The following is a 24,326-nucleotide window of genomic DNA, read 5'->3' as shown; positions in this document are numbered from 1 at the left end:
GCACGCCGGGGCCAAGCGGGCCAGCCGAAGTTCCGCGAGAAACGGATCGTCGGGGCTTCGCCCCCACGATCCGTGGGGAAGAGTGGCTGATACGTGCGGTGAGGGATCGGACCGGACCGGCGCCGGACTTCGCCGACACCGCTTGGTAACGGATACCGGACCAACCCGACCAGGTCCAGGAGCACCTGCCGCCTCCGTTGCCAGGGGCAGCCGGCCCCCGGGGCCAGCGGCACCGAGTCGTGAAAGAGAACCGGTGGGTCCTCCACTCCGCAGCCGGTAGCCGACCGCCGGCCAGGACGCGGGTAGGAGGCGATCGGTGATGACGCTGAACTGCTCGGGCGTCAGGACGGCCTCGGCAATGGCCCGAGGCTTTGGGCTCGGACCGGGAGTAGCGGCCAGCGGGTGGCGATCGCGGCGTTTGTGTCCCCGTGGTGGGCGGCCAGATTGTCCTGGGCGGGCTTGGCCCGCCCCGTTGCCCCGCGCGCGAACGCCCGTAGGACATTGGCGGTGACCGTGCGCGTGAAGTGCCCAGCGCGTGCGTCCAGGCCGTGGTTGCCCCTGCCGCCACCGGGCCCGCTCGCGTCGAGGGCCTCGACCCAGCGCATGGTGCCCGTCGCGAACACCGCGCCACCCCCAGGCAGGGACAGGTAGGCCGTATCCGCGTACGAGGGCCGGCCCTTGCACACCACCGGCGAGTGCGCGAGCACCTCGATCGGCCGCGGCGTCGGGAAGGCCGGATTCACCCGGTCGTACTCGACCCCTACCAGGTGGGGGAAGGAGTCGCCGACCCGCGCCCCGGTACCCTCCAGGAGCCAGTGGTCCGGGTGGGAGACGACGTAGGGGGCGTCGACCGGATAGCCGTCGTAGATCACGCCGAGCAGCGAGCTCTCGGGGTCGGAGGCGGGCTCGCGCCGGAATTCGTTCGTGGGCGCGGAGCCCTGCTGGAAGCCGGGGTCCTGGGCGTAGTCGTTCTTGTAGCAGACCACGATGCGGTCCTGCCCGGCCGGGGAGGCCGCGAAGCGGATCCTTCGGTAGCAGCAGTTGGCACCGAGCACGGCCAGGTTCATCCCCGCATCGCGCGCCCGGGTCACGTGGCGGCGCTGCTCGGGACTCCAGTATTCGTCGTGGCCCGGCGAGACCATGGCGGCCGCCCCGTGGAGCAGATGCGGATCGCGGGCCACGTCCAGGCCCGTCGCGTACGCCAGGGGAATTCCCAGGCGCTCGGCGAGCGCGATCACTGGCGCCTCGAACACGAGGAACTGGCCGGCGCCTTGTCTGTTGGCGTACGGGCGGTCGAAGGAGACCTGGAGGGACCGCGACCCGCCCTTGCCCGTCGGGCCCCTGTAGAGGTCCGTGCCGCCCCACCGGTTGTACGCCTGCCAGGTGGCCACCGCGTTGACCACGACCGTACGGCCGGCGGTCGAGGAGGACCGGACGGTGAGTGGCACGTAGCGCTGGGCCCGCCCGTCCTGGGTGTCCAGCCGCAGGAGGTAACAGCCCTCCGGCCACGCCGAGGTGTCCACTTGCGCCGTCGGCTCCCACTCGGTGCGCGCCATCCGCGTGCCGGGATCGGTCCTGGCCGGCGGCTGGAGGACACCCGGCAGAGCGGCCGACTTCCAGACCAGACGGGCCCTGGCGCCGCCGTACCAGCCCATCCGGTACGCGGAGACGGTGTAGAACGCGGACGTCGTCGAAACCCGCAATCCGAACGACTCTCCCGGGCAGACACTGACCCGGTCGGCGAAACCCTCGACAGCACGCGCCGGCCCGGCCCGGGTGATCCGCCATTCAGGGGAGCCGGGCAGCGCGTTCTCAGCCTTCACATCGAGTCCACGCCCCCTCTGGACGCGGTCCGCGGTGTCCTCGAGACCGACGGCCGCACTCGCGGATGTCGTCATACCGGCAGGCCACGAAGCGAGCGCGGCAGCGGCAAAGCCCAAAAGCAGCCGACGCCCGGGCCCCTTTCGGGATTCCACCGCCCCGCCCGGCACCCCCGTTTGCTCCACCACATCACTCCGGATCCGCGCACCGCATGGGAATCCTGTTCTAGCCCATGGCGGCCGCCACTCCCCTGCGCGCCACGAAAGCAAACGGTCTCCACTGGGTCCGCAGGCCCGGTTCGCCGCCCGCTCGGTCTCGGCAGATGCCCCTGACTGACGCCGCAGCCGTAGTCCTTGGGGTCGAGGACGCCCTGTGTCATGAATCCGGGGTGGGAGGGTTCGCCGCCTGCGCCGTTGTCGGGGGTGTCCCCCGTGCGCCACCCGGACCCCTGGCCCCGGTTGTCCATCACGAAGTGGGCGTATCCGGCGGCGGCCCACAGCAGCCATTCGTGGGGCAGTCCGCGGCCCGCGTTGTAGCCCACGTACTCGACGACGCACGGCAGGGAGCCATGGGCGGCGTCAGCACGGCTGCGGGAGGCCGCCCGTACCGAGGTCGCCCGCGTCTTCTGGCTGCTGCGCACGTTCGCCCTGCGCGCCGGCGAGGTCACCGAAGCAGGTGGGGACCTGTTCTTCCTGTCCTGGGACGAAATCCTCGCCGTGCTCGACGGTGACCGGGCCCCGCTCGTGGTGGTACCGGCCCGCCGTGCCGCGTACGAGGGCTACCGGGCACTCCCGGTCTACCCGACCCTGATCCGGGGCGAGTTCGATCCGGCTGCCTGGGCCGCCGACCCTAACCGCCGGGCCGACCTGTTCGACGCGCACCGGACGGCGCCCGCCGCGGACACGGTCGTGGGCTCGCCTGCTTCCGGAGGCGTGGTGGAGGGCATCGCCCGGATCGTCGCCACCGTCGAGGAGGGCGAGGTGATCCGGCCGGGCGAGATCCTGGTGACCACGATGACGAACATCGGCGGTGCGAGACCACGACGGCGGTACCCGACTATCTGGCGCTCGCCGAGAGGTTCGACACCCTCGTCCTTGACGGCGTCCCCGCGCTGGCCACTGCCTCCCCCGACGGCCGCCAGCGGTTCGCGAACCTCGTGGACGTGGCCTGCGACCGGGACATCCGTCTCGTCCTCATAGGCTGTGACCCGCTGGCGGCCCTCACCCCCGGCAGCACCCTGACGCGCGACCTGGACCGGACCGCAAGCCGCCTGTCGATGCTTCGCCGAGAGGCATGAGCCAGGGGCACCGAGCGAGCCACCCGCGCGGGCAGCGTTGTGTCGTGGGCGTCGCCGGGTCGGGCCCGCTCGATGTACGGGCCGACCCTGGTGGTTGGGTCGGGACGGTTGTGGGTGTCGCCGTGGAGCAGGACGTCACGGAATGGGTCGGGCAGGGCCTGGTCTCAGTCGGTGGCGGAGGCCGGGTCGTCGAGTTCGTGCAGCCCCGCCGGGTCCTCGTCGGTCAGCACCTCCCCGGTCGCGGTGACGAACCGCTGGGCGTGGCCCCGGTGGACGCACAGGAGTTGGTCGCGGGTGCCGGTCCGGTTCCGGTGCACGGCCAGTGCCGGACCGTACTTGCTGCTGTGCCCCGACATCTCGGTGTCCGTGCTCCACGCGGTGCCGTCGAAGGCGGACCACCACAGCTGCTGGCGGGTGGGGTCGCGGTGGACGCACATCAGCTTGCCGTCGAAGACGGCGAGGCCGATGTTGCTCCGAGTACGGTGTCCGGGTAGCGCGCCCTCGAGGGTCCAGGTGGTGCCGCGCAGCCGGCTCCAGTGGATCGCCCCGTCCTTGGGGTTGCCGTGCAGCAGGTGCAGGGCGCCGTCGTACACGGCGAGCGCCGGTGACCTCGTGGTGGCGCAGCCGGGGACGGGTTCGGGGGCTGTCCAGCTGCGGCCGTCCCGGCTGGTGGTGACCATGATCCGCTGGGCGGCGTCGGCGTAGGCGAGGTGGAGTGCGTCGCGGAAGACGGCCAGTGCCGGGCCGTAGACGCTCTCGGCGTTCGGGACCGGCCTGTCCGGCCTCCAGGTACCGCCGTCGTACGAGCTCAGCGCGATGCTCCAGTCGCCCGAGCCGCCGCGGTGCGCGCAGTACAGCCGGTCCTGGAACACGGCCAGGGCCGGGCTGCCCAGGGTGTGGTGGGCGGGGAACGGCAGGTCCTCGGACCAGCTGCCGTCCGCGCGGTGCGCGGTCCACCACAGGTCGGGGTCGTCGCCCCGGCCCTGGTAGACGCAGTACAGGTCATCGCGGAAGACGGCCAGGGCGGGGGTTTCGGAGGCGTAGCGGGCCGTGAACTGCACGTCGGGTCCCCAGCCCGCGCCCGCTTCGAACACGCTGAACCACAGGCCGGTCTCGCGCGGCGGCGCGTCGAGGGCCATGGGGGCGAGGAGGGTGGGCGCGGCCCACGAAGAGAGCAGATCGCACCCGGCGCCCCGGGCGGCCGACCGGATCCGGTCGGCGCGTCCGGCAAACTCCGCGCCGACGGCTTCGGCCATGGCTTCGGGCAGGGATCCCGCGAGCACCTCCGACACCAGGCTGCGGAAGCCGCTGACGGGCCCGCCGTCCGAGGGAGCTAGGCGGTCAGCGGCCCGCTGGTCGAGGCGGAGGGCGAAGCCCCATCCCAGCAGGCGGACCGAAACGGCCGCCCCCTCCGTGGCGAGCTCCTCGCCCGCCCGTTCCGCCCGCTCCACGGCTTTGGCTGACGGGGTGTCCGTGCCGAACTCCGGTGCCGTGCCGCTCGCCCGCCAGGGGGCGGTGCCTTCGATCGCCATGCTGTCTTCCTGCCTGCAGGGCCACGGGCCGGACAGCGTGCCCTCCGCGCCGTGCGCGGGCGAACCGTCCGGACCCGCGGACATGGACGCTTGCGGCCCGGTCCCGCGGGTGCGTGCCGGGCTTGCGGGCTCCCCACGATTCATCGGGAGCGCCGGTGCGGACAAGTAGCCGTTCGGCCGCCCGCCGTCAGCGAACGCGCCACTGGGTCGCGGGCGCGCGCTGCGAACGCGGGAGTGGCCGCGCGTCGTGCGGCAGCGGGAGGATCCGGTCGCCGGCCCGGATCGTCCCGCCGCGGACCACCTCGGCCCGCAGCCCGCCGCGGTGCAGCAGACCGCGGATCAGGCCGGGGCGGACCAGCTGTTCTAGGCGGGCGCAGGGCTCGCTGAGTTTGAGGCCGCGCAGGATCACCGCGCCGATCTGGAATTCTTGGTCCACCAGCGGGTTGAGCCAGATGTCGCGGCAGACGAGGTTGCGGCGGCATTCGGCGGGAGTGAGCGAGATGCCGTGTTCGCGGGCCAGGGCGTCGAGGGCCTCGGCCTCGATGAGGGTGACGTCGCAGACCCCGGATGCCCGGCCGGTCCCCCGGCGCCGGGGCCGGGGGCCCTCGCCCGCCCAGTAGTTGCGGTCCCCCGCCAGGCCGCGGCCGGTCACCGCGCGGGCCTGCGCGACGCGGAAGGTGGGTTCGCCGGTGCGCACGGCGAGGTGCAGGGAGGTGACCCGGCCGGGTCCGGGCGGCGGCGGATCCTGCGCCATGGGCTGCTCACCCCTTCAGGAAGTTGTCCGTGAGGGAGCGCAGGGTGCGGAACTGGTTCACGTCGATCTGGTCGAGCTGCAGTTCCCGGCCGATCAGGTCCTCCAGCAGCAGGATGAACTCCATGAAGCCGAGCGAGTCGATCAGCCGGTTCTCGATCAGGTCGAGGTCCTCCGGGATCTCATCGACGGTGGGGTTGCGTTCGCGCAGCCAGTCCACGACCGGCTTGATGGTGTCGTCCATGGTCACCTCTTCTGGATCCGGTGCAGTTCTTCGGTCTTGCTCGTGCGCGACCCTGATGGCATTCGGGGGCCCCCGCCGGTCCGCAGCGCGCTCTCGTACTCCTGGCGGACCCGGGCGACGGTCGCGGCGGCCGGGTGCAGGGCGGTGACGCGGGTGCAGGACCGGCCGCAGTACATGGCCATCTCCTCGATGCGGCCGGTGGTCCCGTCCCCCGGAGCCGCCGCGCTGTAGCGCGGTACCGGGTACTCCCGCCCGTCCACCCGGGTGGTGGCGATGAAGGTGGCCGGGGCGCGGTCCGCGGTGTCGGTGAGGGGGTTGCGCAGGACGCGGTGCGGGCGGTGCGGCCAGCCGATGTCGAAGAGGGAGGTGATGAGGGTGTCCTCGGCCACGGCTTCGACCACTCGCCGTTTGAACTCCGGGTGCGCGGTGGATTCTGCGGCAGGAACGAACAGGGTTCCGGCCATGGCCCCGTCCGCGCCGCGCGCCAGGGCGCCCGCGATGTCCCTCCCCGTCGCGATCCCGCCCGCGACGGCCAGGACGGCGTGCGGGTGGCGGGACCGGACGCCGGCCAGTAGGGCGTCCACGGGCAGCCCGCCGAGCAGGTGGCCGCCGGCTTCGGTGCCCTGGAGGACGAGGACGGCCGCACCCAGCCCGAGGGCGGTGTCGGCGTCCTCGAGGGTGCCGACCTGGACCACCAGCGGGTGTCCGGCGCCCTGCACGGCCCGGGCCGCGTCGGCGTCGGGCAGCCCGAAGGAGGTGACGAAGCCGCCCCGGGGCAGTTCGGGCAGGACGGCCCGAAGCTGGTTCAGGCAGGCGGCCGGGCCGGCGACCTCGGGAACCACGTTCACCCCGAACGGGCGGGACGTCGCGGCCGCCACCTCCTGAACCAGCCGGGCGGCCCGCGCGGGCGGTTCCTTGAACAGCGCGAGGGTGCCGCCCGCTCCGGCCCGGGACACCTCGGCGCACAGCGCGGCCCCGGCTACGGCGCCCATCCCCGCTTGAAGCAGCGGCAGTTCGAGACCCAGCCGAGCGGCCAGCCGGGTCACGAGCCCTCCCCCGCCTGCCGTACCGCGCGGTGCGCGGCGGCCAGGTCCCCCTCGAAGCGGTCGCCGAGGGCGTGCACCCAGCGCTCCAGGCCGAAGGCGACGCAGCCGGTGAAGGCCGGGCGGCCCGCGTGGCGGATGGCGCGGCGTTCGCCGAAGAAGTTGCGGTGGTTGTTGGTGGAGGCGACGGCGGTGCCGTCGGTGTGCAGGTACTCGTCCTTGACCGGGGCGAGCAGTTGCATGACGGTGCGGGCGCCGTCCTTCTCGAAGAAGGGGTCGGTGGCGGGCTGCCGGTCCAGGGAGAGGCCGAGGGCCGCGCCGAAGGCGGCGATCCGCTCCTGGTGCCGGTCGAGGTGGGCCCGTACCGCTTCGGCGGAGCCGACACACACGATCTCCCGCATGGTGAACCCCCAGAGCCTGCGCAGCCCGTCGTGGTGGTCCTCGTTACGGAAGCACTGCGCGACGGTGGTGATCAGGACGGGGGTGTCGGCACTGCTGCCGGTGAGGTGCAGGAAGCAGCCGTAGCAGGCCGCGGAGGGCAGCAGGTGGGTGGCGTCGGCCAGGTCGGCCGGGGGCAGCGCGGTGGCTCCGGGCGGGTCCGCGGCGACGGCGGCCAGCCGGTCGGGGCGGATCCGGGCGACCGGGCTGCCCAGGTGCGGGAAGTTGCGGAAGTAGTCGAGGGTGCGCAGGTCCTCGGCCCTCAGCAGCGGCGGGTAGCTCTGCTGCCGGGCTCCGGCGTCGGCGCCCCAGCGGGTGAACACCGCGTCGAGTGCGCCCTTCAGCAGGACGGCGGGTTCGTCGAGGGTGGCCAGTCCGTCCCGGACCGACCAGGTGGCCGCGGTGTTCCCGGTGGCCGTGGGGTCAGTGACGGGCATCGAACACCCCGATCCGGTGGAGGAAATCGGTGGTCTTGTGCAGGACCTTGGCGTGGGCGGCCTGCCGGGCGGGGTGGGCGAGCAGCCGCCGGCGCAGCGCGAAGCCGTCCGCGAGGCCCGCGTCCCGGTAGACGGCCGGGTTGTAGAAGGACTCCATGCTGGTGGTGAGGTAGCGGCCGAGGTAGCTGCGCAGTTCGAGCCGCGCCACCTCGTCCAGGCCGCTGTCGAGGAGCCGCTTCCACATCAGTTGCACCAGGCGGCGGCCGAAGGCGATGTGGCGGGACTCGTCCTGATGGTGCAGCCGGTTGATGTGCCGGACGGTCGGGTGCAGGCGCTGGTCAGCGGCCAGCTGGACGTTGTAATGGTCCACGATCTGCTCGAAGATCAGGATCCGGGCGAAGACCAGGAAACTCTCGACGTCCGGGTCGCGCGGAGCCTCGGGCAGCTTGACCGACTTGTCGGGGTAGATCTTGTCGGCGTACTTGAGGCAGAAGGTGGCGAAGAACCACATGTGGTCGTTCTCCTCACCGATGAAGTGGTGGAAGAACTCGGAGGGGAGCTCGAAACCGGGCGTGTGGATGCGGCGGGTGACCTCGATGAGCAGTTCGCGGATGCCGTGCACGTTGAGGCTGTAGAAGTTGACGCTCTCCCACCGGCTCAGGGCCTGGAGCTGGGCCGGGCTCAGTTCGTCGATCAGCTCGGTGCCGTGGACGGAGAGCAGTTCGGGGGACATCCAGAGCCCGTCGGTGGGGATCGCGGGCGGCCAGTCGAAGGTGGTGAACGGGTTGTAGTAGTCCGCGGTGGCCTTGTCGGAGAGCCGGTCGAGCAGGGCCCGGAACTCGGTGTCGTCCGCTGTCGCGGTGCCGGCTGATCCGGTGGGCTGGGTGTTCTGGGGGCGCATGGTCGTCACTCCTTCCATCGGACGGCCGACAGCAGGGCCCGGTGGAGCTCGGGGGTGGATGCGGCTACACAGGACCGCTGGTTGGTGATGGTCAGATCGGTCAGGACCGTCTCGCCGAGCGGCTGTCCGTAGCCGTCGGTGATGACCGCCCCGGCCCGCTCTGCGAGGAAGACGGCCGCGGCGATGTCGTACGGGAACAGGTGCAGGACCCGGCCGTTGCCGACGCGTTCGAACTCGGGCAGCAGTGCCGGGTCGTCGCGCAGCAGCCGGTTGCCGATGTCCACGTAGGCGTCGAGCTGGCCGGTGAGCAGCCGGGAGATGGACCAGGTGGCGCTGTTGAAGACGAAGACCCCGCCGGTGTTGGCCGAGCGGTCGATGAGGTGGCCGTAGGCCTCGGTCATCAGGCGGGCCGGGTGGCCGTTGAACTCCAGCGACCAGAACATCCGCGCGGGGTCGGTGGTGCGGGTCAGCGCCGGGACGGGGTGGTCGTAGCCGTGCGCGGTGATGCCGGGCGTCGCCAGGTCCCCGTAGAGGTAGGCGCCCGTGCGCAGCTCCATCAGCAGCGCGTGCTCGACGTCGGCGATGCGCGGGCGGTGCGACATGCGGGCGACGGCCACCGAGACGGTGGCCGACTCCAGGCCGGCGACGGCGGGCCGGGTGCCGTCGATCGGGTCGACGACCAGCAGGTGGGCCGGGTCCGTGCCGTGGTACTTCAGGCCCCGGTCCTCGGAGTAGACCGCGACGGGCAGGTCGTGTCCGACGACGTACTCCCAGACAGCGGCCTCCGCGACCTCGTCGAGGCCGAACTGGGCGTCCCCGCCCGGCGAGTGGCCGCGTACCAGCCGGCTGCCGCGCTGGTGCTGGGCGGCCAGTACGGCCTCGCGGACGGCGCCGGCGAGGCCGGTCACGTACAGCCGCACGGCCGCGGCGGGTGGAGGGCCGCCGTACGCGGAGGCGGTCACGCGGCGGCCTCGGCGGCGAAGAGGGCTTCGAGCCGGTCGCAGAGCAGATCGGCCTGCGCACGGGTGAGGATCAGTGGCGGGCGAATCTTGATCACGTTGCCCCGGCCGTAGCGGGAGGTGCGCAGGATCAGGCCGTGGTCCATGCCGCGCCGGGCGAGGGCCTGGGCCCGTTCGCTGTGCGGGCGGCCCTGGTCGTCACCGATCTCGATCCCGATCATCAGGCCGAGGCCTCGCACGTCCACGACGGCGGGGTGCAGGGCGGCCAGCACGCGCAGCCGTTCCATGACGTGGGCGCCGACCTCCCGGACGTTCTCCAGGAAGCCGGGGCGGCCGATCACGTCGAGGGTGGTGGCCGCCGCGGCGGCGGCGAGGACGTTGCCGCCGTAGGTGAAGGAGTGGTGGTCGCTGCTGAGCCCGGACATCCGCTCGTCGGCGACGATGGCCGCGATCTGGGCGCCGGAGCCGCCGAGGCCCTTGGCGGTCGTCAGGATGTCGGGCCGGACCCCGTAGTGCTCTGCGGCGAACATCCGGCCGACCCGGCCTATGCCGGTCTGGATCTCGTCGAAGACGAGGACGATGCCCCGTTCGTCGCACAGGGCGCGCAGCGCGGGCAGGTAGCCCTCGGGGGGCACGATGTTGCCGCCGCTGCCGGAGACCGGTTCGACGACCACGCAGGCGACGCTGCCGGAACTGGCGTGGTCGAGGAAGTCGTTGATGCGTTCGACGCACAGCATGCCGCAGCTGTCGGGCCCCGCCTGGCGGTAGAAGCAGCGCAGGCAGTAGGGGTCGGGCACCTGGAGGACGCCCGGCATCAGGTGCGGGAAGGGTGCCTTGCGGAACGACTCGCCCGACATGGTGGTCGTCATCATGGTCTGGCCGTGGTGGCTGCGGAACAGGGTGATGACGTCGCGGCGGCCGGTGGCGAGCTGCGCCATCTTGACGGCACCCTCGTTGGCGGTGGAACCGCCCGACACCTTGAGGTGCACCTTCGTCAGGTTCGGCGGGGTGACCTCGACCAGCCGCCGGACCAGCTCGTTGACGGGGGCGGTCTGGAAGGTCGAGGTCGTATGCACCAGCCGCTCGGCCTGGTCGCGCATGGCCTTGACCACTTCGGGGTGCCCGTAGCCGAGGCTCAGGTTGAAGGTGCCGGACGCGCAGTCGAGGTACTCGTTGCCGTCGGTGTCGTACAGGTGGATGCCCTCGCCGTGGTCCATCTCGTACGCGCTGACCGGGTAGTACAGATGGTTCTGGGCGTAGCTCAGGGCATCACCGCGGACGTCACTCCGGGCACCGCTCTTCGTATCGCGCTGGTCGCGCATGAGGTCGGCCATGAATCTCCTGTCGGCTTCCGTCCCGCGGACACGACGGTCGACGGATATCAATATCTCCGGGCAGCGAAATAAAAGACTCCCCGGGATTACGGACAGCGGGAGTTCACACGTCCAGAATGAAGGTGAACGCGGCGTCCCAACCCTCGGGGGTCTCCCGCACATCCATCAGACATTCTGGCCGGAAATACTTGTCAAGATGGTTTCGGCGTTCGCCGGGAAAATACAGCATCGTGGTCAGTACGGATCCGCCGGGCGGCTGCACCTTCACGTGCACATGCCGCGTCCGCCCGGGGTACACGGCGGGCAGCACCGTTTCCAGCCGCCACTGCCCCTCGGCGTCCGCGAACTGGTGGCCGCGCAGCCGAAAACCGTCGTCGTCGTAGACCCCGGAGTCCCCGACCTGCCAGAAGTCGAGCAGGGCGCCTGCTATCGGCTCGCCTTCGGGGGTGCGCACGCCGCCGTGCAGCAGCATCGGGACGCCGTCTTCCACATCGCCCCGGAAGCTGGTCCTGAAGGGGGTGTCGGGCTTGTAGTACGGCCCTTCGCGCAGGGCGGGCGTGGGAGGCGTCCCGTTGCAGCGAACGGTCGGCGTGAGCGTCTTCAGGACATTCTGCGGACTTCCGTTCTCCACGGCGGAATTCCCCCTCGGTCAAGTATCTTTCGCTTCGGTCCAGGCAGACTAACCGGCGTTCTCGATGTTGAGAAGAAGGCCATGCGTCACCTCTCCGCCATTTATTCGACACTTATTGCCAGGACTTCCGCGAACCGCACGGACAGCAGTTGCCTCCTGGGAATGGAGCGGCGCACGGGCCGGATGGGAAGGTGACGACCGGTGGCGTGCACTCGTCCGGCCGCGATCAGTACCGGTGGGCGGTGGACCGGCGCAGCACGGTACGGGCGCGGGCGAAGTAGGCCGGGTCGGGCGGTGCGGTGAGGATGTCCGCGAGCGCGAAGAGGTCGAGCGTCCGGCTGAGCCCCAGCCAGTCCCCGGGCAGTCGGCCGTTCCCGCCCCGGAAGCCCTTGAGGAAGCCCGCGGTGAAGGCGGGCGGGTATTCGTGGGCGAAGCGCAGCATGTTCCCGACGTCGAAGAGCGGGGAGCCGCTGAACGCCAGCTCCCAGTCGAGCACGGCGGCCACCGTCCACTGTCCGGCGCGTCGTTGGACCAGGACGTTCTTCGGGTTGAAGTCGCAGTGCACCAGGCTGCGTTCACCCGCCACGGCGGCGAGTGCCCGCGGCCCTCGGCGGGCCAGGGCGCGCAGTACGGCCGCGTCCGTCCCGCTCAGCGGACCGTCCGCGGCCGCGGTGGCCAGACAGCGCTCGACGAAACCGGGCAGGTCACCCAGCGGGGCTGCGCCGTCCGGGGCCGGGACCAGCGAAGAGTCGCCGAAGACGCCCGGGCGGGGCAGCCTGACCCGGCCGATCCGCGCCAGCACCCCGCCGACGGCCCGGCCCAGGGCCCGCGCCTCGCCGCTCACCGGGCCGTCCGCGAGCACCTGGCTGAGCGGGGTCCCGTCCACGAACCGGTAGAGCAGGGTGGGGCGGCCGGTGGCCCGGCCGTGCGGATCGGCCGCGACCACCGCGGTCACCGGGACGGTACGGGCCGCCGCCCGGCCGAGGACGGCGACCTCGACCGCACAGGTGTTGCGCGGGACCCGGCTGCCGCTGGGCCGGTAGCGGCGCAGCACGTAGCGCTCCACGCCCGGCGCGTCGGCGGACCGGGTCGTGAGCAGGGCCATGTCGTTGGTGAACCCGCCGGGCAGCGGGTCCACCTCGTGCAGCCGGGCGCCGGGCAGGGCGTGCCGGGTCAGCCAGGCGCGGGTGGCCGGGTCCAGGAGGCCCACCAGGTCGGGGCGCGTCACACCGGCCAGCCTGCCCGGTCCGGGGCCGTCCTCATGCGTCCGGTCCCCCCGATGGCCCAGCGCCGGGCCGCGCCCGTGCGGCGGCGGCCGCCCCGGCCGCCAGGACCAGTCCGCCGGCCGGTCCGGCGAGCCGGCCGAGCCGTGCCGGGACCACGAAGTCCTCGGCCGTGTGCTCGGGCAGCCCGGGGTATCCGCCCAGTGCCGAGGTCAGTTCGGCACGGAGCAGCGGGAACAGCCCGGGGAGTTCCGCGACGCCGCCGCCGATCACGATCCGCTGGGGCGCGGCCGTGTAGACGATGTTGCGCAGCCCCGCGGCAAGGTAGGACGCCTCCAGTCGCAGCGCCTCGCGCAGTGCGTCGCCGGTCAGTTCTTCGGCCGGGGTCCCCCAGCGGGCGCCCATCGCCTCGCCGCCCGCCAGCCCCTCCCAGCAGTCGCCGTGGAAGGGGCAGGAGCCGGGGAAGGCGTCGTCCGCGACCCGGGGCACCGCGAGGTGGCCCATCTCGGTGTGGACCAGCCCGCTGACCACCCTGCCGCCGATCACCGCGCCGCCGCCGATCCCGGTGCCGACGGTGAGGTAGACGTAGGCGTCCAGGCCCCGGGCCGCGCCCCAGCGGCCCTCGCCGAGGGCCGCGCCGTTGACGTCGGTGTCGATGCCCACCGGTACGCCGAGCGCTGCGGCGACCGGACCGGCGACGTCCACCCCGGACCAGCCGGGTTTGGGGGTGGCGGCGAGGCGGCCGAACCGGGCATGGCCCGGGCGCAGTTCGAGGGGCCCGAAGGAGGCGATGCCGATCGCGTCCAGCGGACCGGTCTCGGCGGCCGTCTCCTGGAAGAAGGCGATGGCCCGGGCCAGGGTGGGGCCCGGTTCGCCGGTCGGGAACCGGGTCTCGGCCTCGATCCGGTCGGGGGCCGAGCCGACCAGGCAGACGAATTTGGTCCCGCCCGACTCGATCGACCCGAGGCGCGGCGCGCTCACGCGCCCACCGGCCAGCCGTCGGCGCCGACCGGGCCGGGGTGCGAGCGGATGACGACCTTGAGCGCGTCGTAGCGCGGTGGCCGCCCGGTGCCGCCGGTGCCGCCTGCCCCGTCGCCCCGGGTGAGCCCGCCGAGCGCGGTGAAGGCTTCCGCGTACCGTTCGAGCGGGAACTCGTGCGTCACCAGCCGCTCCAGGACCGGTCCGGTGCCGGAGCCAGGTCGTTGGAGGCCGTCGAGCTCTGCGGCCAGGTCCACGGCGACCGGGAAGATGTCGGCCCGGTAGTCCCCGGCGCCGATCAGCTGGATGCCCCGGTTGGTGAGCTGGAGCGGGCGCAACGGCACGGTGTAGGTGTCGTCGAAGCCCATCACCACCACCCGGCCGCCGTCGTCGATCAGCCGCAGCGCCGCGTCCAGGCCGGTGCCCGTGGTGTCGAAGACGACGGAGGGACGCTCGCCGCCCGTGGCCTTCACCACGGCTTCGGCCGGGTCCGTTCCGGCCACGTCCACCACGTGCGCGCACCGTTCGCGGGCCCGCTCCAGCCGGTAGCCGTCCGGTTCGGCGACGGTGACCCGGCGCGCCCGGCGGGCGGCGACGAGTGCGGTCAGCATCCCGATCGGGCCTGCGCCGAGCACCACCACGGTGTCGTCGAAGGTTACGGACGCGGCCTTGACGTTGTTCAGGACGCAGGCGAGCGGCTCGATCAGGACCGCGCTGCGGAAGGGCAGACCGGCGGGAACCCGTTCGACGAAACGTTCCGGCAGAGTCACGGCCTCCGCGTACGTGCCGTCGCGGTCGACACCGACCTCGGTCCCGGCCTTGTGACGGCAGAAGTTGGTCGCTCCCCGGCGGCACGGGACGCACCAGCCGCAGTACAGCGTGGGGTTGACCACCACCCGGTCCCCCACCCCGACCGAACGAACCTGCGGCCCCGCCTCTCGCACCACACCTACCGACTCGTGCCCGAGCACCACGCCCGGCCGGGCGGGGAACCGCCCGAGCAGGATCTTGCGGTCCGTTCCGCAGACCCCCGTACCGACGATCTCCACCACGACGTCATCGTGGTTCACGAGCTGTGCGGCGGGCCGGTCCTGCAGTTCGGCGGAGCTTGGACCCAGATAGACGAGAGCGCGCACGAGACCTCCCCATCGGTTTCCTGCGGGCGACGCTAACTCAGCCGAACGCGGCCGGACACGACGCCTCTGAGCCACTTCGCGGCCGCGCCCGGCCTGGCCTGGGCCCCACAACTTCCGGGCTGGCCGAAATGGGAGAGGAAGACGCTCCGGCGGCCCCCGGGGCGTTCCCAACTCGGAGGCCGCTGAGGTTGGTTGGCGGCCCCGCAGTCGGCAGTTGACAACGTTTCAGTTGCGGTGGCCGGAAATCTGGCCAGAAGCCTTCCAGCGCGATACGACATGTGAAATTTTACATGTCACACATCAGCGGCCCGTGTCCCCAGCGCGCGGCCACAACGGCCCCGGAGGCCCCCACAGATGCTTCCCTTCCGCATAACGAAGGCCGGCGCGCGCAGACTTCCTGCGCTCGGCGCAGCCGTCTTCATTGCGCTCGGCCTGCTCACGCCACAGAGCCAGGCCGCCACCGCCCGCGCCACGGCCCAGGCCGGTACGAACGCGAGCAGAACCGCGGCCTCGGCACCGCGGTCGATCCCGGTCCCCAAGTCGCCCGATGCGATGACCAACAGCTCGCGCTTCCGGATCTCCTCGCAGGACAGTCCCCTGGAGTCCACCCCGGCCCCCGCCCCCACCGTCAAGGCCGGCAAGCAGTCCTCGGCCGCCGCCGGGGACGAGTGCGGCGACCTCTCCGGCGTGATCAAGGCCACGGGCAGCGCGTTGGTCCAGCAGCTCAAGGCCCTCCCCCGGGTCAACTGTACGTACCCCCTGTTCAGCCTCACCGGGGAGGACGCGCGGAAGGCCTTCCGTGAACCCCAGATGGTGACCGTCGCCAACGCGCTGCGCGACGCCTCCGCCACCTACTCGGGCAACAACAGCGCCGCCGTCGGGCAGTTGGTGCTGTTCCTGCGCGCCGGCTACTACGTGCAGGACAACCACGCGGACGTCGTCGGCGACTACGGCACGGCGCTGGACAGCGCGGCGCTCGGCGCGCTGGACGCCTTCTTCGCCTCCCCGCGCAGCAAGGACGTCACCGACGCCAACGGCGAGATCTTCAACGAGGTCGTCACCCTGATCGACAGCACCCACGCGGCCGGCCGGTACGCCGGCGTCGTCAAGTGGATGCTCGGCAGCTACGACGCCACGTGGCCCGGCCAGATGAACCTCGCCATGCAGCACGTCGAGTGGGTCGTCGAGAACGGCTTCAAGGCCAAGAACGACGCCCGCGGCTGGCGCGCCGCCCTCAAGGCCGACCCCGCCATCCTCAACACCTGGGCCGGCTTCATCACGCGCAACGGCGCGCAGCTGAACCGCCTGGACGTCGTCAGCAACGTCGGCCGCTACCTCGGCTTCGCCCTCGACGTCCCCGAGCTCAAGGACCGGCTCCGGCCGCTGCTGAAGGACCTGATCAACCGCTACCCGAACGTCGGCCCCACCGCGCCGATCACCATGAACCTGGGCTGGTACACGCGCCAGTACGACAGGGGCAGCTGCGCGGCCTACGCCATCTGCGACCTGGGCGACCGCGTGCTCCCGGCGGTCCTGCCGATCCAGCACACGTGCACCCCGGGCCTGAAGATCCGCGCCCAGGACATGTCCCCCGGCCAGCTGGAGAGCACCTGCACCAGCCTGGTCAACCAGGACGCCTACTTCCACCGGATCATCGGCGACAAGGGCGCGATCCCCGGCGACCTGAACACCAACCTCGAGGTCGTCGTCTTCGACGACTACACCCAGTACTCGCTGTACGCCTGGGCCATCTACAACATCGACGTCGACAACGGCGGCATGTACGAGGAGGGCAACCCGGCCGCCGCCGGCAACCAGGCCCGCTTCATCGCCCACGAGGCCCATTGGCTGCGCCCGGACTTCCAGATCTGGAACCTCAACCACGAGTACACCCACTACCTCGACGGCCGCTACAACATGGCCGGCGACTTCGAGGCCGGCATCACCACGCCGACCATCTGGTGGGTCGAGGGCATCGCCGAGAACATCTCGTTCGGCTACCGGGGTGAGCGCAACGCCGACGCGATCGCCGAGGCCCGCAAGAACACGTACAAGCTCAGCGACCTGTTCGACACCGTCTACGGCCAGGACGAGGACCCCCAGGTCAACTCGAACCGGGTCTACCGTTGGGGCTTCCTCGCGGTCCGCTACATGCTCCAGGCGCACCCCGCCGACGTCCAGACCGTGCTGGGCAAGTACCGCACCGGTGACTGGAACGGTGCCCGCACCTTCCTGAAGCAGACCATCGGCACGAGCTACGACGCGGGGTTCGCCACCTGGCTGACGACCACCTGCGCGACCAACGACTGCGGCCCGCTGCCGGAGGCCCCGTCCACCCCGCTCTGCACCGCCAGCGACCCCCGTCAGTTCGACGCGAACTGCCGCCGGGACAACCTCGCGGCCTCCACCGGCAACTACAGCTACCACTTCGTCTACCTGCCGGCCGGCGTCAAGCAGCTGACCATCACGAGCAGCGGCGGCACCGGCAACGCCGACCTGTACTACGGCGGCAGCAGCTGGGCCACCACCAGCGGCTACCAGGCGAAGTCCACCAACGCCGGCAACGGCGAGACCCTGACGATCGACAACCCGCCCTCCGGCTGGGTCTACTTCAGCCTCGCCGCCGCGCAGGACTTCAGCGGTGTGAGCGTCTCCACGCAGTCCAAGTGAGCCGGTCCGCCGGGGCCGACTGGGCCCCACTGAACAGGCATCCGCTCGGCAAGGAGGACCCCGCCTCGCCGGCACTGCCGGCCACCGGGGCCTGAACGTAACGGCGGTCCTTGCCCTCCGATCGCGGAGGGCAAGGACCGCCTTTCGTATGCAGGCGACGGGGTGGACACAGACGGCCCGCCGCGCCGGCCGCCGGGTCCTGGCCACCGCCACCCTCGACCGCCTCCTGCACCACTGCGATGTGATCTCCAGCAACGGCCCCAGCTACCGGCTCAAGAACCGGCTCGCTGCCATCGAGCGAGACCAGGAATGCGCAGCCTGGTAGCTCACGTGGTCGACAATGAGAGCATGGGCGTACCTGAGCTGCTCGAATCAGCTTCCTTGCTGGTTCCGGAAGATACCGCCACCGAGAACGACATCACGGTGCGAGACATCTGGGACTACCTCGTCCACGACGAGTGGGAGATCGCCCTGGGCCTGCTGGAGGAGCTCGGGGACGCTCACTCGCTCCCTCTGGCGTTCTGGGAGCAGCTCGCCGAAGCGGCTGAGCAGCTCCGGCTGGAGCGGAGCGCGACTTGGTGCCATTGGCGATGCTCCGAGATCCGCAACGGCGTGATCCGGGCGGATCTGACGCTCCGCCCTGCCACCGAGGCGCGACGCACGACACCGATCGGCTCCGGTGTTCTGCGACCCATGTGGGACATCGGACACCACTCACCCACCGGCGGACGTGCGGTCAGCATCGCCCGGCTCTGGATTGAGAACATGACCTTGCTGGAGCCCGGCGGGCAAGCCACGGTTCGCCTCGTGCCCCTCACCCCCTCCCACTGGACGCACGTCCAGCCCGGCCAGCAGATCACCATGCACGAGGACAGAACCGTGGCCGGTACCGCAGTCATCCTGGAGGTTCATCGCCCTGCCACCGCCATGCCCGCGCGATGATGAGCTCCCAGGTCGTCCGCACGGTTTCCCGGTGTGGGAAGCCCGGGCCGCCGTGTGGGGGAACACGGCGGCCCGGGCGGCTGGGGTGGGTCAGGCAGGCAGTTCGGCGTCGGGGATCCAGTGGCCGTGGATGCCGGCGGGGACCCTGCGGGGCAGTTCGACGGCGGCCACGGTGCTCAGGTCGCCCGCGTCCAGGACGAGCAGCTCCGAGGCGTCGGCCTTGAGGTCGCTGACGATGGTGAGCAGGTAGCCGTCGTCCTCGGCGGTGCCGCCCTCGGCGGGTGCGAAGACGGCCTCGCCGGGCATCCGGCCCTCGCCGTGGGCCCGGAGCTTCTGCCCGCCGGTGCGGGTGTCGAACTTGACGGTGTGGAAGCCGGACAGGCCCGCGCCGGGGAACGCGATCGCGTAGCTGTAGCGGTAGTCCGAGCCGGTGTAGGCGTCGTTGATCGACGGGAACTCGGTGACCAGGTCGCCCAGGGGCTCGGTGGTGACCTTGCCCGTGGCCGGGTCCATGATCCACCGGTAGAGGGTCGAGCCGGTGGCGGGGCTGGTGCCGTAGCCGGGCGAGCCGACCCACCACTTCCACGAGCTCTCCCAGGCGGAACGGTCGAAACGCGGTGCTTCGAGGACGATCCGGCCCCGCGCGTCGGTGTAGGCGTTGGTCACGTGCAGCAGCACGGCCTGGTCGGGCACCTCGAACCAGGTGGTCTTGCCCCCGGCGCGGGGCATCACGCCGATGCGCAGCGGGACGTCGTCGTGCCAGCGGTAGGGAATGCCGGACTGCTCGGCGTGATCGAAGACCACCGGCGAGTCGATGAAGACGACGTGCTCGCGGGTGATGGCGAAGTCGTGCATGAGCGACGGGCCGGCGCCGTCGACGATCTGCGACCTGACGATGTCGCCGGAGGCGTCGGCCACGTAGTAGGTCAGGTGCGGCGGGAAGGGGCTGTAGCTGAAGAAGTGCAGCTCGCCGGTCTCCGGGTCTTCCTTGGGGTGGGCGGTCATCGCGCTGGTGAGTTTGCCGCCGAAGTCGTGGACGCCGATGGTGTCGAGGTCGGCGCTGACCTCCCAGGGCAGGTTGGCTTCCTGCAGGGCCAGGTAGCGGCCCCCGTGGAAGATGATGTTGGTTGCGGCGGCGCTGACTTCGAGCTCGGTTCCGGTGAACGGCACGCCGTCGAGGAAGGGGGTGCGCACCCAGCGGTTGCGGTACCACTCGGCCCGGCCGTCCTTGAGGCGGATGCCGTGGATCATTCCTTCGCCGCGGAACCAGTGGGTGGGGGTGATGCCCGGCTTGGGGTTGTGGCCGTTGCGGAAGTAGCGGCCGTTCAGCTCGGGCGGGAGGGTGCCGCGCACCTTCAGTTCGTGGCCGGTGATCTCGTCGGTGACGGGGGTGAAGTGACCGGTGACGTACGGCTTGTCCAGGGTCATGATCAGGCCTTTCGGGTGGAGAGAGTCGAGAGAGCGGAGATGAGCAGAGTCAGGGCGGCGCAGGCCAGGAATGCCGCGCCGGTGGAGGGGAGCAGGGTCAGGAAGGACAGGCCGACGGCTCCGCCGATCTGCCGGGCGGCGTTGACCAGCCCGCCGGCCAGGCCGTTGTCGGCGGCCGGGACGCCCGTGGAAGACATCGCGGTGAGCCGTACGAAGGCCACCCCCAGCCCGGTGCCGATGAGGAGCATCGGACCGATCAGGTCCACGGGGAAGGTGCCGTCGGCCGGAGTCCTGGACAGCCAGGCCAGTCCGGCCGCGAGGACCAGCAGGCCCACGGGGAGCACGTGACGGCCGGAGACCTTGCCCGTGACCCACGAAGCGAGGGTGATCATGAGGGCGAGGGGAAGCTGGGTCAGCCCGGCCTCCAGGGGCGAGTAGCCGAGGGCGTGCTGCTGGTAGAGGGGCAGGAAGTAGAACAGTCCGAGCCAGACCGCGCCCAGCAGGGCCATCAGCACGTTGGGCACCGCCACCACCCTCATCCGCGCCGGCAGCAGCGGCTCGGCGCCCCGGCGCTGGAGCACGACGAACAGGGCGAGCAGCGCCAGACCGAGCACGGCCAGCGGCCAAGACCCTGACAGGCCGTAGGTGAGCGCGACCAGCCCCGCCGTCACCGTCACCGTGCCCGGGACGTCCAGGCTTCCGCCGCGTGGGCGGTCCGCGCCGACCAGCCACACGGTGGCCACCAACACCGCCAGGGCGAAGGGCACCATCACGACGAACACCGCGCGCCAGCCGAACACGCTGGTGAGCAGCCCGCTCAGCAGCACGCCCGCCGCCCCGCCGGCCCCGGAGACCGCGCCCCACACACCGAGTGCGGTGCCACGGTGCTCCTTGCCGGAGTAGAGCGTCAGCACCAGGGCGAGCGCCGTGGGCGCCAGCAGCGCGGCCCCGATTCCCATCACCGCCCTGCAGGCGATCAGCGCGATCGCCGTGGGCGCCAGAGCGGCGCCCAGGGAGGAGAGGGCGAACAGGCCAGTGCCGAGCAGGAACACGCGACGGAGGCCGTATACGTCGCCGGCCCGCCCGCCCGGCAGCAACAGGGCGCCGAAGGCCAGTACATAGGCGTTGACCGTCCATGCCTGGCCCGTGTCCGACAGTTCGAGCCCGGCCCGGATCTGCGGCAGGGCGACGTTCACGATCGACGTGCTCAGTACGACCAGGAACTGGGCCGTGGCCAGAACCACCAGCGGTGTCCAGCCGGTTGTCGTCCGTTGCGGTGCGGTGCGGGTCATGTCTCGACACTCGCAGCGGGAGCCTCCCGCTCGCGTCGGTAGTCATCGCCTATACGACCGCCCGCGGTAGGCACTTAGGTGACGCCGGTCGGCCTCGGATTCCCCTAAGGCCCATGACCGCATAGGTTTTCGACCATGCCCGAGACACACACGGATGCGCTGGTCGGCCGTCAGGACGAGATACGACGGCTCGATGCCCTGCTTCAAGCGGCGCGGGAGAGCCGGGGCGGCGCCCTGGTCCTGCGCGGTGAGGCGGGCATCGGCAAGAGCGTGCTGCTGCGCCACCTGGACGAGGCCGCGGCCGGGTTCCTCGTCATGCGGGCGTCCGGCGCGGAATTCGAGACGGAGCTGCCGTTCGCCGCGCTGCACCAGTTGCTCGCGCCCGTCACCGACGGGCTGACGGCGTTGCCCGCGCCGCACCGCAAGGCGCTGGAGATCGCTTTCGGCCTCGACACCGGCACACCCGATCCGTTCCTGGTCGGCGTCGCGTCGCTGGGACTCCTGGTGGAGACCGTGCGGGAACGCCCGCTCCTGTGCGTCGTCGACGACGCACAGTGGCTGGATCAGGCGTCGGCCAAGGCGCTGGCCTTCCTGGCCCGCCGGGTCTCGGCCGAGTCGATCGCCCTCGTGTTCGCGGTGCGCGAGCCGAGCCGCCTGCCCGAGCTGGACGAGCTGCCCAGCCGTTCGCTTCAGGGGCTCGGCGAAAAGGATGCGCGCGCGCTGCTGGCCGCGGCGATCCGCGCCCCGCTGGACGAGCGGGTGCGGGACCGCATCCTGGCCGAGGCGCGCGGCAATCCGCTCGCGCTGGTGGAACTTCCCAGGACCGCCGGACTTGCCGGGATGGCGGGCGGATTCGCCCAGCCCGACTCGGTACCCGCAGTGATCGAGCAGAGCTTCCGTTCCCGGCTGGAACTCCTGCCGCCGGCGGCCCGGCTGCTGGTGACGGTCGCCGCCGCCGACCCGATCGGCGACCCCGGCCTGCTGTGGCGCGCGGCCGAACTCCTGGGCATCGACGCGGCCGCCGCCGCGGAGTCCGCGCCGCTGGTCGAGTTCGGCACCCGGATCCGGTTCAGCCACCCCCTCGCCCGCTCGGCCGCCTACCGCGCCGCGGCGCCGGAGGAGCGGCGCAGGGCGCACGAGGCGCTGGCCGCCGTGACCGACCCGGTCACCGACCCCGACCGGCGGGCCTGGCATCGCGCCCAGGCCAGTGCCGGTCCGGACGAGCAGGTCGCCGCCGAGCTCGAAGCCTCCGCCACACGCGCCCGCGAACGGGGCGGCGTCGCGGCGGCGGCGGCCTTCCTCGAACGCTCGGCCGCGCTCACGATCGGTCCGGTCCAACGCACCGAGCGGGTCCTCGCCGCGGTAGAGGCCAAGCTCTCGGTGGGCGACTTCGACACGGCGGCCGAACTGCTCACCACCGTGGCGACCGACGATCCGGGCCAGGACGCCAGGGCCGACCTGCTCCGCGGCAGGCTGTCGTTCGTCCGTCGCCGCGGAGACGAAGGCCCCACGAAGTACCTCCTGCGGGCCGCCGCCCGGCTGGCGGCCACCAACCCCGCCTGGTCACGGGAGTGCTATCTGGACGCCATCGAGATGGGCGTCCTGCTCGGCGGCCTCGACCACGTGGTGGACGCCGTCAGGCAGGCTCCGCCGACGGGCGGGCCGGTGGCGGGCGGGCCGGTGGCCGGCGCGGCGGCGGTCCTGGCCGGCCTCACCAGCCTGGTCGGCGACGGGCACCGGGCGGCCGGGGAGATCCTGAGGCCGGTCGTCGGCGACGCCGGCCACGAGGTGTGGGCCAGACGGCCGTCACTGGGGTTCATGGTGGCCACCGAACTGTGGAACCGCGACACCATGTACGGCATCGCCACCCGTGCCGTCGCGGCCGGCCGGGAGTCGGGTTCCTTCCACGCCCTGCCCATCGGACTGGCCATGCAGGCCGCCGCGACCGCGCACGCCGGCGACTTCGGCACCGCGATGGAGCTGATCTCCGAGGAGGAGGCGATCGCCGACGCCACCGGCGCGGCACCGCTGGTCTACCCGCGCCTCCACCTGGCCGCGTTGCGCGGGCGGCGCGAGGAGGCCGCCGAACTGTTCGCGTCGGTGGATCATCGGATGACCCTGAGCGTGCAGTGGGCGACGGCCGTGCTCGGCAACGGCCTTGCCGACTACCCGGCCGCACTGAAGGCGGCGAAGCAAGCGGTCGAGTACGGCGCCGTCGGCACGTCGAGCCTCGCCCTGCCCGAGCTGGTCGAGGCGGCGGTGCGATGCGGTGAGAGCGAGGTCGCCGCCGCGGCCCTCGCGTCCCTCCAGGAGCGCACGCAGGCGGGCCGGCATGCGTGGGGCCTTGGCGTCGAGGCCTATGCGCGGGCTCTGGTGACCGAGGACGAATCCGCGTACGAGGAGGCGATCGGCCTGCTCGACGACAGCGCGCTGATCGTCTACCGCGCCCGCGCACAGCTGCTGTACGGGGAGTGGCTGCGCCGCCAGGGCCGACGGCGTGACGCCCGGTCCGAGCTGCGGGCGGCGCACGAGGTGCTGTCCGATCTTGGTCTGGAGGCGTTCGCCGAGCGCGCCGCGGGCGAACTCCGTGCCACGGGCGAGCAGGCCCGCAGCCGCACGTCGAAGGCATCGGACCAGCTGACGATGCAGGAGGTGCACATCGCGCGCCTGGTCGCGGACGGCGCCACTTCCAAGGAGGTGGCGGCGAAGCTGTTCCTCAGTCCGCGGACGGTCGACGCGCACCTGCGCAACATCTTCCGCAAGCTCGGGCTCACCTCACGCAGACAGCTGCGTGACCTGCCCGATATCCGTTAGCCGCATGGTGGTGGCCGCGGCCTCGGGCCCGTTCATCGACTCCACCGGGCCGGGCCAGCTCGAACCGTACTTGGCCCGGTAGGCACCGGAGACGCGCTCGACGAGTTCGAGGTCGTCCACCGGCCGGAGGGTGACGGGCATCCGGACCCCGGCCACCTCCACCGCTGTGTCCGCACCCCGCAGTACCCGGAGGTACCAGGCACTGCGCCGGCCGAAGGCCGAGCGGACATACGCCTGCCCGTAGCGCCCGTTGAGCCCGTTGAGTCCGTTGAGCACCACCACCCAGACCGTCCTGGCAGACCACCGGCCGTCCTCATGCCGTACCCACAAAACGATCTCCGCGCGATCCGTGTAAGCGTTCATGGACCAACCTTCACCGTGGCGGCTCTACGTACGCGTCGGTGGTCTTCACCTAGATAGGTGGGCTTCACCGACGCGACAGCGGTGTACCCGCG

At 71.8% G+C, this 24,326-nt stretch carries 22 protein-coding genes; 5 read left to right on the top strand and 17 right to left on the bottom strand.

What is annotated here, in order from left to right; translation table 11 throughout:
• Window positions 1–341 precede the first annotated feature (341 nt).
• Together OG429_RS38085 and OG429_RS41635 are read right to left on the bottom strand one after the other, a co-directional pair.
• On the bottom strand, window positions 342–1,823 hold the full coding sequence (locus tag OG429_RS38085) for a N,N-dimethylformamidase beta subunit family domain-containing protein (RefSeq protein WP_328929827.1): 1,482 nt from the start codon (window positions 1,821–1,823) through the stop codon (window positions 342–344).
• Window positions 1,824–1,894: 71 nt separating this feature from the next.
• Window positions 1,895–2,461, bottom strand: a complete 567-nt coding sequence (locus OG429_RS41635) for an acetylxylan esterase (protein WP_443051296.1) — start codon at window positions 2,459–2,461, stop codon at window positions 1,895–1,897.
• A gap of 420 nt (window positions 2,462–2,881) precedes the next feature.
• On the opposite strand from OG429_RS41635, the gene zapE reads away from it, so the two are divergent.
• Window positions 2,882–3,118 carry an AFG1/ZapE family ATPase gene (gene zapE / locus OG429_RS38075; protein ID WP_328930546.1) on the top strand — a complete coding sequence of 79 codons (237 nt, stop codon included), beginning with the start codon at window positions 2,882–2,884 and terminating at the stop codon, window positions 3,116–3,118.
• Between the two features lie 164 nt (window positions 3,119–3,282).
• Here zapE and OG429_RS38070 read toward each other — a convergent pair whose 3' ends face one another.
• The 12 genes from OG429_RS38070 to OG429_RS38015 form a co-directional block, all read right to left on the bottom strand.
• Entirely contained in the window at window positions 3,283–4,650 is a 1,368-nt protein-coding gene (locus OG429_RS38070; protein WP_328929826.1) for a hypothetical protein, read from the bottom strand.
• Between the two features lie 187 nt (window positions 4,651–4,837).
• A complete protein-coding gene (locus OG429_RS38065; RefSeq protein WP_328929825.1) occupies window positions 4,838–5,404 on the bottom strand; it encodes an MOSC domain-containing protein in 567 nt (188 codons plus the stop codon).
• Between the two features lie 7 nt (window positions 5,405–5,411).
• Window positions 5,412–5,645, bottom strand: a complete 234-nt coding sequence (locus tag OG429_RS38060) for an acyl carrier protein (protein ID WP_328929824.1) — start codon at window positions 5,643–5,645, stop codon at window positions 5,412–5,414.
• A 2-nt stretch (window positions 5,646–5,647) separates the two neighbouring features.
• The gene (locus tag OG429_RS38055) at window positions 5,648–6,691 is read right to left on the bottom strand and encodes an NAD(P)H-dependent flavin oxidoreductase (RefSeq protein ID WP_328929823.1); all 1,044 of its coding nucleotides are present in this window, start codon (window positions 6,689–6,691) and stop codon (window positions 5,648–5,650) included.
• The gene (locus tag OG429_RS38050) at window positions 6,688–7,563 is read right to left on the bottom strand and encodes a hypothetical protein (protein WP_328929822.1); all 876 of its coding nucleotides are present in this window, start codon (window positions 7,561–7,563) and stop codon (window positions 6,688–6,690) included. Before OG429_RS38050 ends, OG429_RS38055 begins: the two co-directional genes overlap by 4 nt.
• Complete coding sequence (locus OG429_RS38045; protein WP_328929821.1) at window positions 7,550–8,464, bottom strand: diiron oxygenase; 915 nt, start codon at window positions 8,462–8,464, stop codon at window positions 7,550–7,552. The genes OG429_RS38050 and OG429_RS38045 overlap by 14 nt, the downstream gene beginning before the upstream one ends.
• A 5-nt stretch (window positions 8,465–8,469) precedes the next feature.
• Complete coding sequence (locus OG429_RS38040) at window positions 8,470–9,426, bottom strand: inositol monophosphatase family protein (protein ID WP_328929820.1); 957 nt, start codon at window positions 9,424–9,426, stop codon at window positions 8,470–8,472.
• Window positions 9,423–10,757: an aspartate aminotransferase family protein gene (locus OG429_RS38035; RefSeq protein ID WP_328929819.1), complete on the bottom strand. Its 1,335-nt coding sequence runs from the start codon at window positions 10,755–10,757 to the stop codon at window positions 9,423–9,425. The genes OG429_RS38040 and OG429_RS38035 overlap by 4 nt, the downstream gene beginning before the upstream one ends.
• Before the next feature lie 103 nt (window positions 10,758–10,860).
• A complete protein-coding gene (locus OG429_RS38030; protein WP_328929818.1) occupies window positions 10,861–11,388 on the bottom strand; it encodes a dioxygenase family protein in 528 nt (175 codons plus the stop codon).
• A gap of 226 nt (window positions 11,389–11,614) precedes the next feature.
• A complete protein-coding gene (locus OG429_RS38025; protein ID WP_328929817.1) occupies window positions 11,615–12,616 on the bottom strand; it encodes a phosphotransferase family protein in 1,002 nt (333 codons plus the stop codon).
• A gap of 31 nt (window positions 12,617–12,647) precedes the next feature.
• Entirely contained in the window at window positions 12,648–13,592 is a 945-nt protein-coding gene (locus OG429_RS38020; protein WP_328929816.1) for an ROK family protein, read from the bottom strand.
• Window positions 13,589–14,725: a zinc-dependent alcohol dehydrogenase gene (locus OG429_RS38015; RefSeq protein WP_328929815.1), complete on the bottom strand. Its 1,137-nt coding sequence runs from the start codon at window positions 14,723–14,725 to the stop codon at window positions 13,589–13,591. The genes OG429_RS38020 and OG429_RS38015 overlap by 4 nt, the downstream gene beginning before the upstream one ends.
• Before the next feature lie 354 nt (window positions 14,726–15,079).
• Here OG429_RS38015 and OG429_RS38010 point away from each other — a divergent pair, with 354 nt between their 5' ends.
• The 3 genes from OG429_RS38010 (at window position 15,080) to OG429_RS38000 (ending at window position 18,337) form a co-directional block, all read left to right on the top strand.
• The gene (locus tag OG429_RS38010) at window positions 15,080–17,395 is read left to right on the top strand and encodes a M9 family metallopeptidase (RefSeq protein WP_328929814.1); all 2,316 of its coding nucleotides are present in this window, start codon (window positions 15,080–15,082) and stop codon (window positions 17,393–17,395) included.
• A gap of 148 nt (window positions 17,396–17,543) precedes the next feature.
• A complete protein-coding gene (locus OG429_RS38005; protein WP_328929813.1) occupies window positions 17,544–17,720 on the top strand; it encodes an ATP-binding protein in 177 nt (58 codons plus the stop codon).
• Between the two features lie 23 nt (window positions 17,721–17,743).
• Window positions 17,744–18,337, top strand: a complete 594-nt coding sequence (locus tag OG429_RS38000) for a hypothetical protein (RefSeq protein WP_328929812.1) — start codon at window positions 17,744–17,746, stop codon at window positions 18,335–18,337.
• A gap of 90 nt (window positions 18,338–18,427) precedes the next feature.
• Here the strand turns inward: OG429_RS38000 and OG429_RS37995 are convergent, their stop codons facing one another.
• Complete coding sequence (locus OG429_RS37995) at window positions 18,428–19,765, bottom strand: carotenoid oxygenase family protein (protein WP_328929811.1); 1,338 nt, start codon at window positions 19,763–19,765, stop codon at window positions 18,428–18,430.
• A gap of 2 nt (window positions 19,766–19,767) precedes the next feature.
• Window positions 19,768–21,057, bottom strand: a complete 1,290-nt coding sequence (locus OG429_RS37990) for an MFS transporter (RefSeq protein ID WP_328929810.1) — start codon at window positions 21,055–21,057, stop codon at window positions 19,768–19,770.
• A 135-nt stretch (window positions 21,058–21,192) separates the two neighbouring features.
• Between OG429_RS37990 and OG429_RS37985 the strand changes: the two genes are divergently transcribed.
• Window positions 21,193–23,871: a helix-turn-helix transcriptional regulator gene (locus OG429_RS37985; protein ID WP_328929809.1), complete on the top strand. Its 2,679-nt coding sequence runs from the start codon at window positions 21,193–21,195 to the stop codon at window positions 23,869–23,871.
• Here the strand turns inward: OG429_RS37985 and OG429_RS37980 are convergent.
• The gene (locus OG429_RS37980; protein ID WP_328929808.1) at window positions 23,833–24,234 is read right to left on the bottom strand and encodes a DUF2255 family protein; all 402 of its coding nucleotides are present in this window, start codon (window positions 24,232–24,234) and stop codon (window positions 23,833–23,835) included. The genes OG429_RS37985 and OG429_RS37980 overlap by 39 nt on opposite strands.
• Between the last annotated feature and the right edge of the window lie 92 nt (window positions 24,235–24,326).

This window comes from Streptomyces sp. NBC_00190, assembly GCF_036203305.1.
Lineage (GTDB): Bacteria > Actinomycetota > Actinomycetes > Streptomycetales > Streptomycetaceae > Streptomyces.
This window is presented reverse-complemented; position numbering and strand designations above follow the sequence as displayed.

What these genes read in the sequence shown, in the direction of transcription:
- OG429_RS38070 (WP_328929826.1), bottom strand. Translation starts at nt 4,650, where the DNA reads ATGGCGATCGAAGGCACCGCCCCCTGGCGGGCGAGCGGCACGGCACCG.
- OG429_RS38065 (WP_328929825.1), bottom strand. Translation starts at nt 5,404, where the DNA reads ATGGCGCAGGATCCGCCGCCGCCCGGACCCGGCCGGGTCACCTCCCTG.
- OG429_RS38060 (WP_328929824.1), bottom strand. Translation starts at nt 5,645, where the DNA reads ATGGACGACACCATCAAGCCGGTCGTGGACTGGCTGCGCGAACGCAAC.
- OG429_RS38050 (WP_328929822.1), bottom strand. Translation starts at nt 7,563, where the DNA reads ATGCCCGTCACTGACCCCACGGCCACCGGGAACACCGCGGCCACCTGG.
- OG429_RS38045 (WP_328929821.1), bottom strand. Translation starts at nt 8,464, where the DNA reads ATGCGCCCCCAGAACACCCAGCCCACCGGATCAGCCGGCACCGCGACA.
- OG429_RS38035 (WP_328929819.1), bottom strand. Translation starts at nt 10,757, where the DNA reads ATGGCCGACCTCATGCGCGACCAGCGCGATACGAAGAGCGGTGCCCGG.
- OG429_RS38010 (WP_328929814.1), top strand. Translation starts at nt 15,080, where the DNA reads ATGCTTCCCTTCCGCATAACGAAGGCCGGCGCGCGCAGACTTCCTGCG.
- OG429_RS38005 (WP_328929813.1), top strand. Translation starts at nt 17,544, where the DNA reads ATGCAGGCGACGGGGTGGACACAGACGGCCCGCCGCGCCGGCCGCCGG.
- OG429_RS38000 (WP_328929812.1), top strand. Translation starts at nt 17,744, where the DNA reads ATGGGCGTACCTGAGCTGCTCGAATCAGCTTCCTTGCTGGTTCCGGAA.
- OG429_RS37995 (WP_328929811.1), bottom strand. Translation starts at nt 19,765, where the DNA reads ATGACCCTGGACAAGCCGTACGTCACCGGTCACTTCACCCCCGTCACC.
- OG429_RS37990 (WP_328929810.1), bottom strand. Translation starts at nt 21,057, where the DNA reads ATGACCCGCACCGCACCGCAACGGACGACAACCGGCTGGACACCGCTG.
- OG429_RS37985 (WP_328929809.1), top strand. Translation starts at nt 21,193, where the DNA reads ATGCCCGAGACACACACGGATGCGCTGGTCGGCCGTCAGGACGAGATA.
- OG429_RS37980 (WP_328929808.1), bottom strand. Translation starts at nt 24,234, where the DNA reads ATGAACGCTTACACGGATCGCGCGGAGATCGTTTTGTGGGTACGGCAT.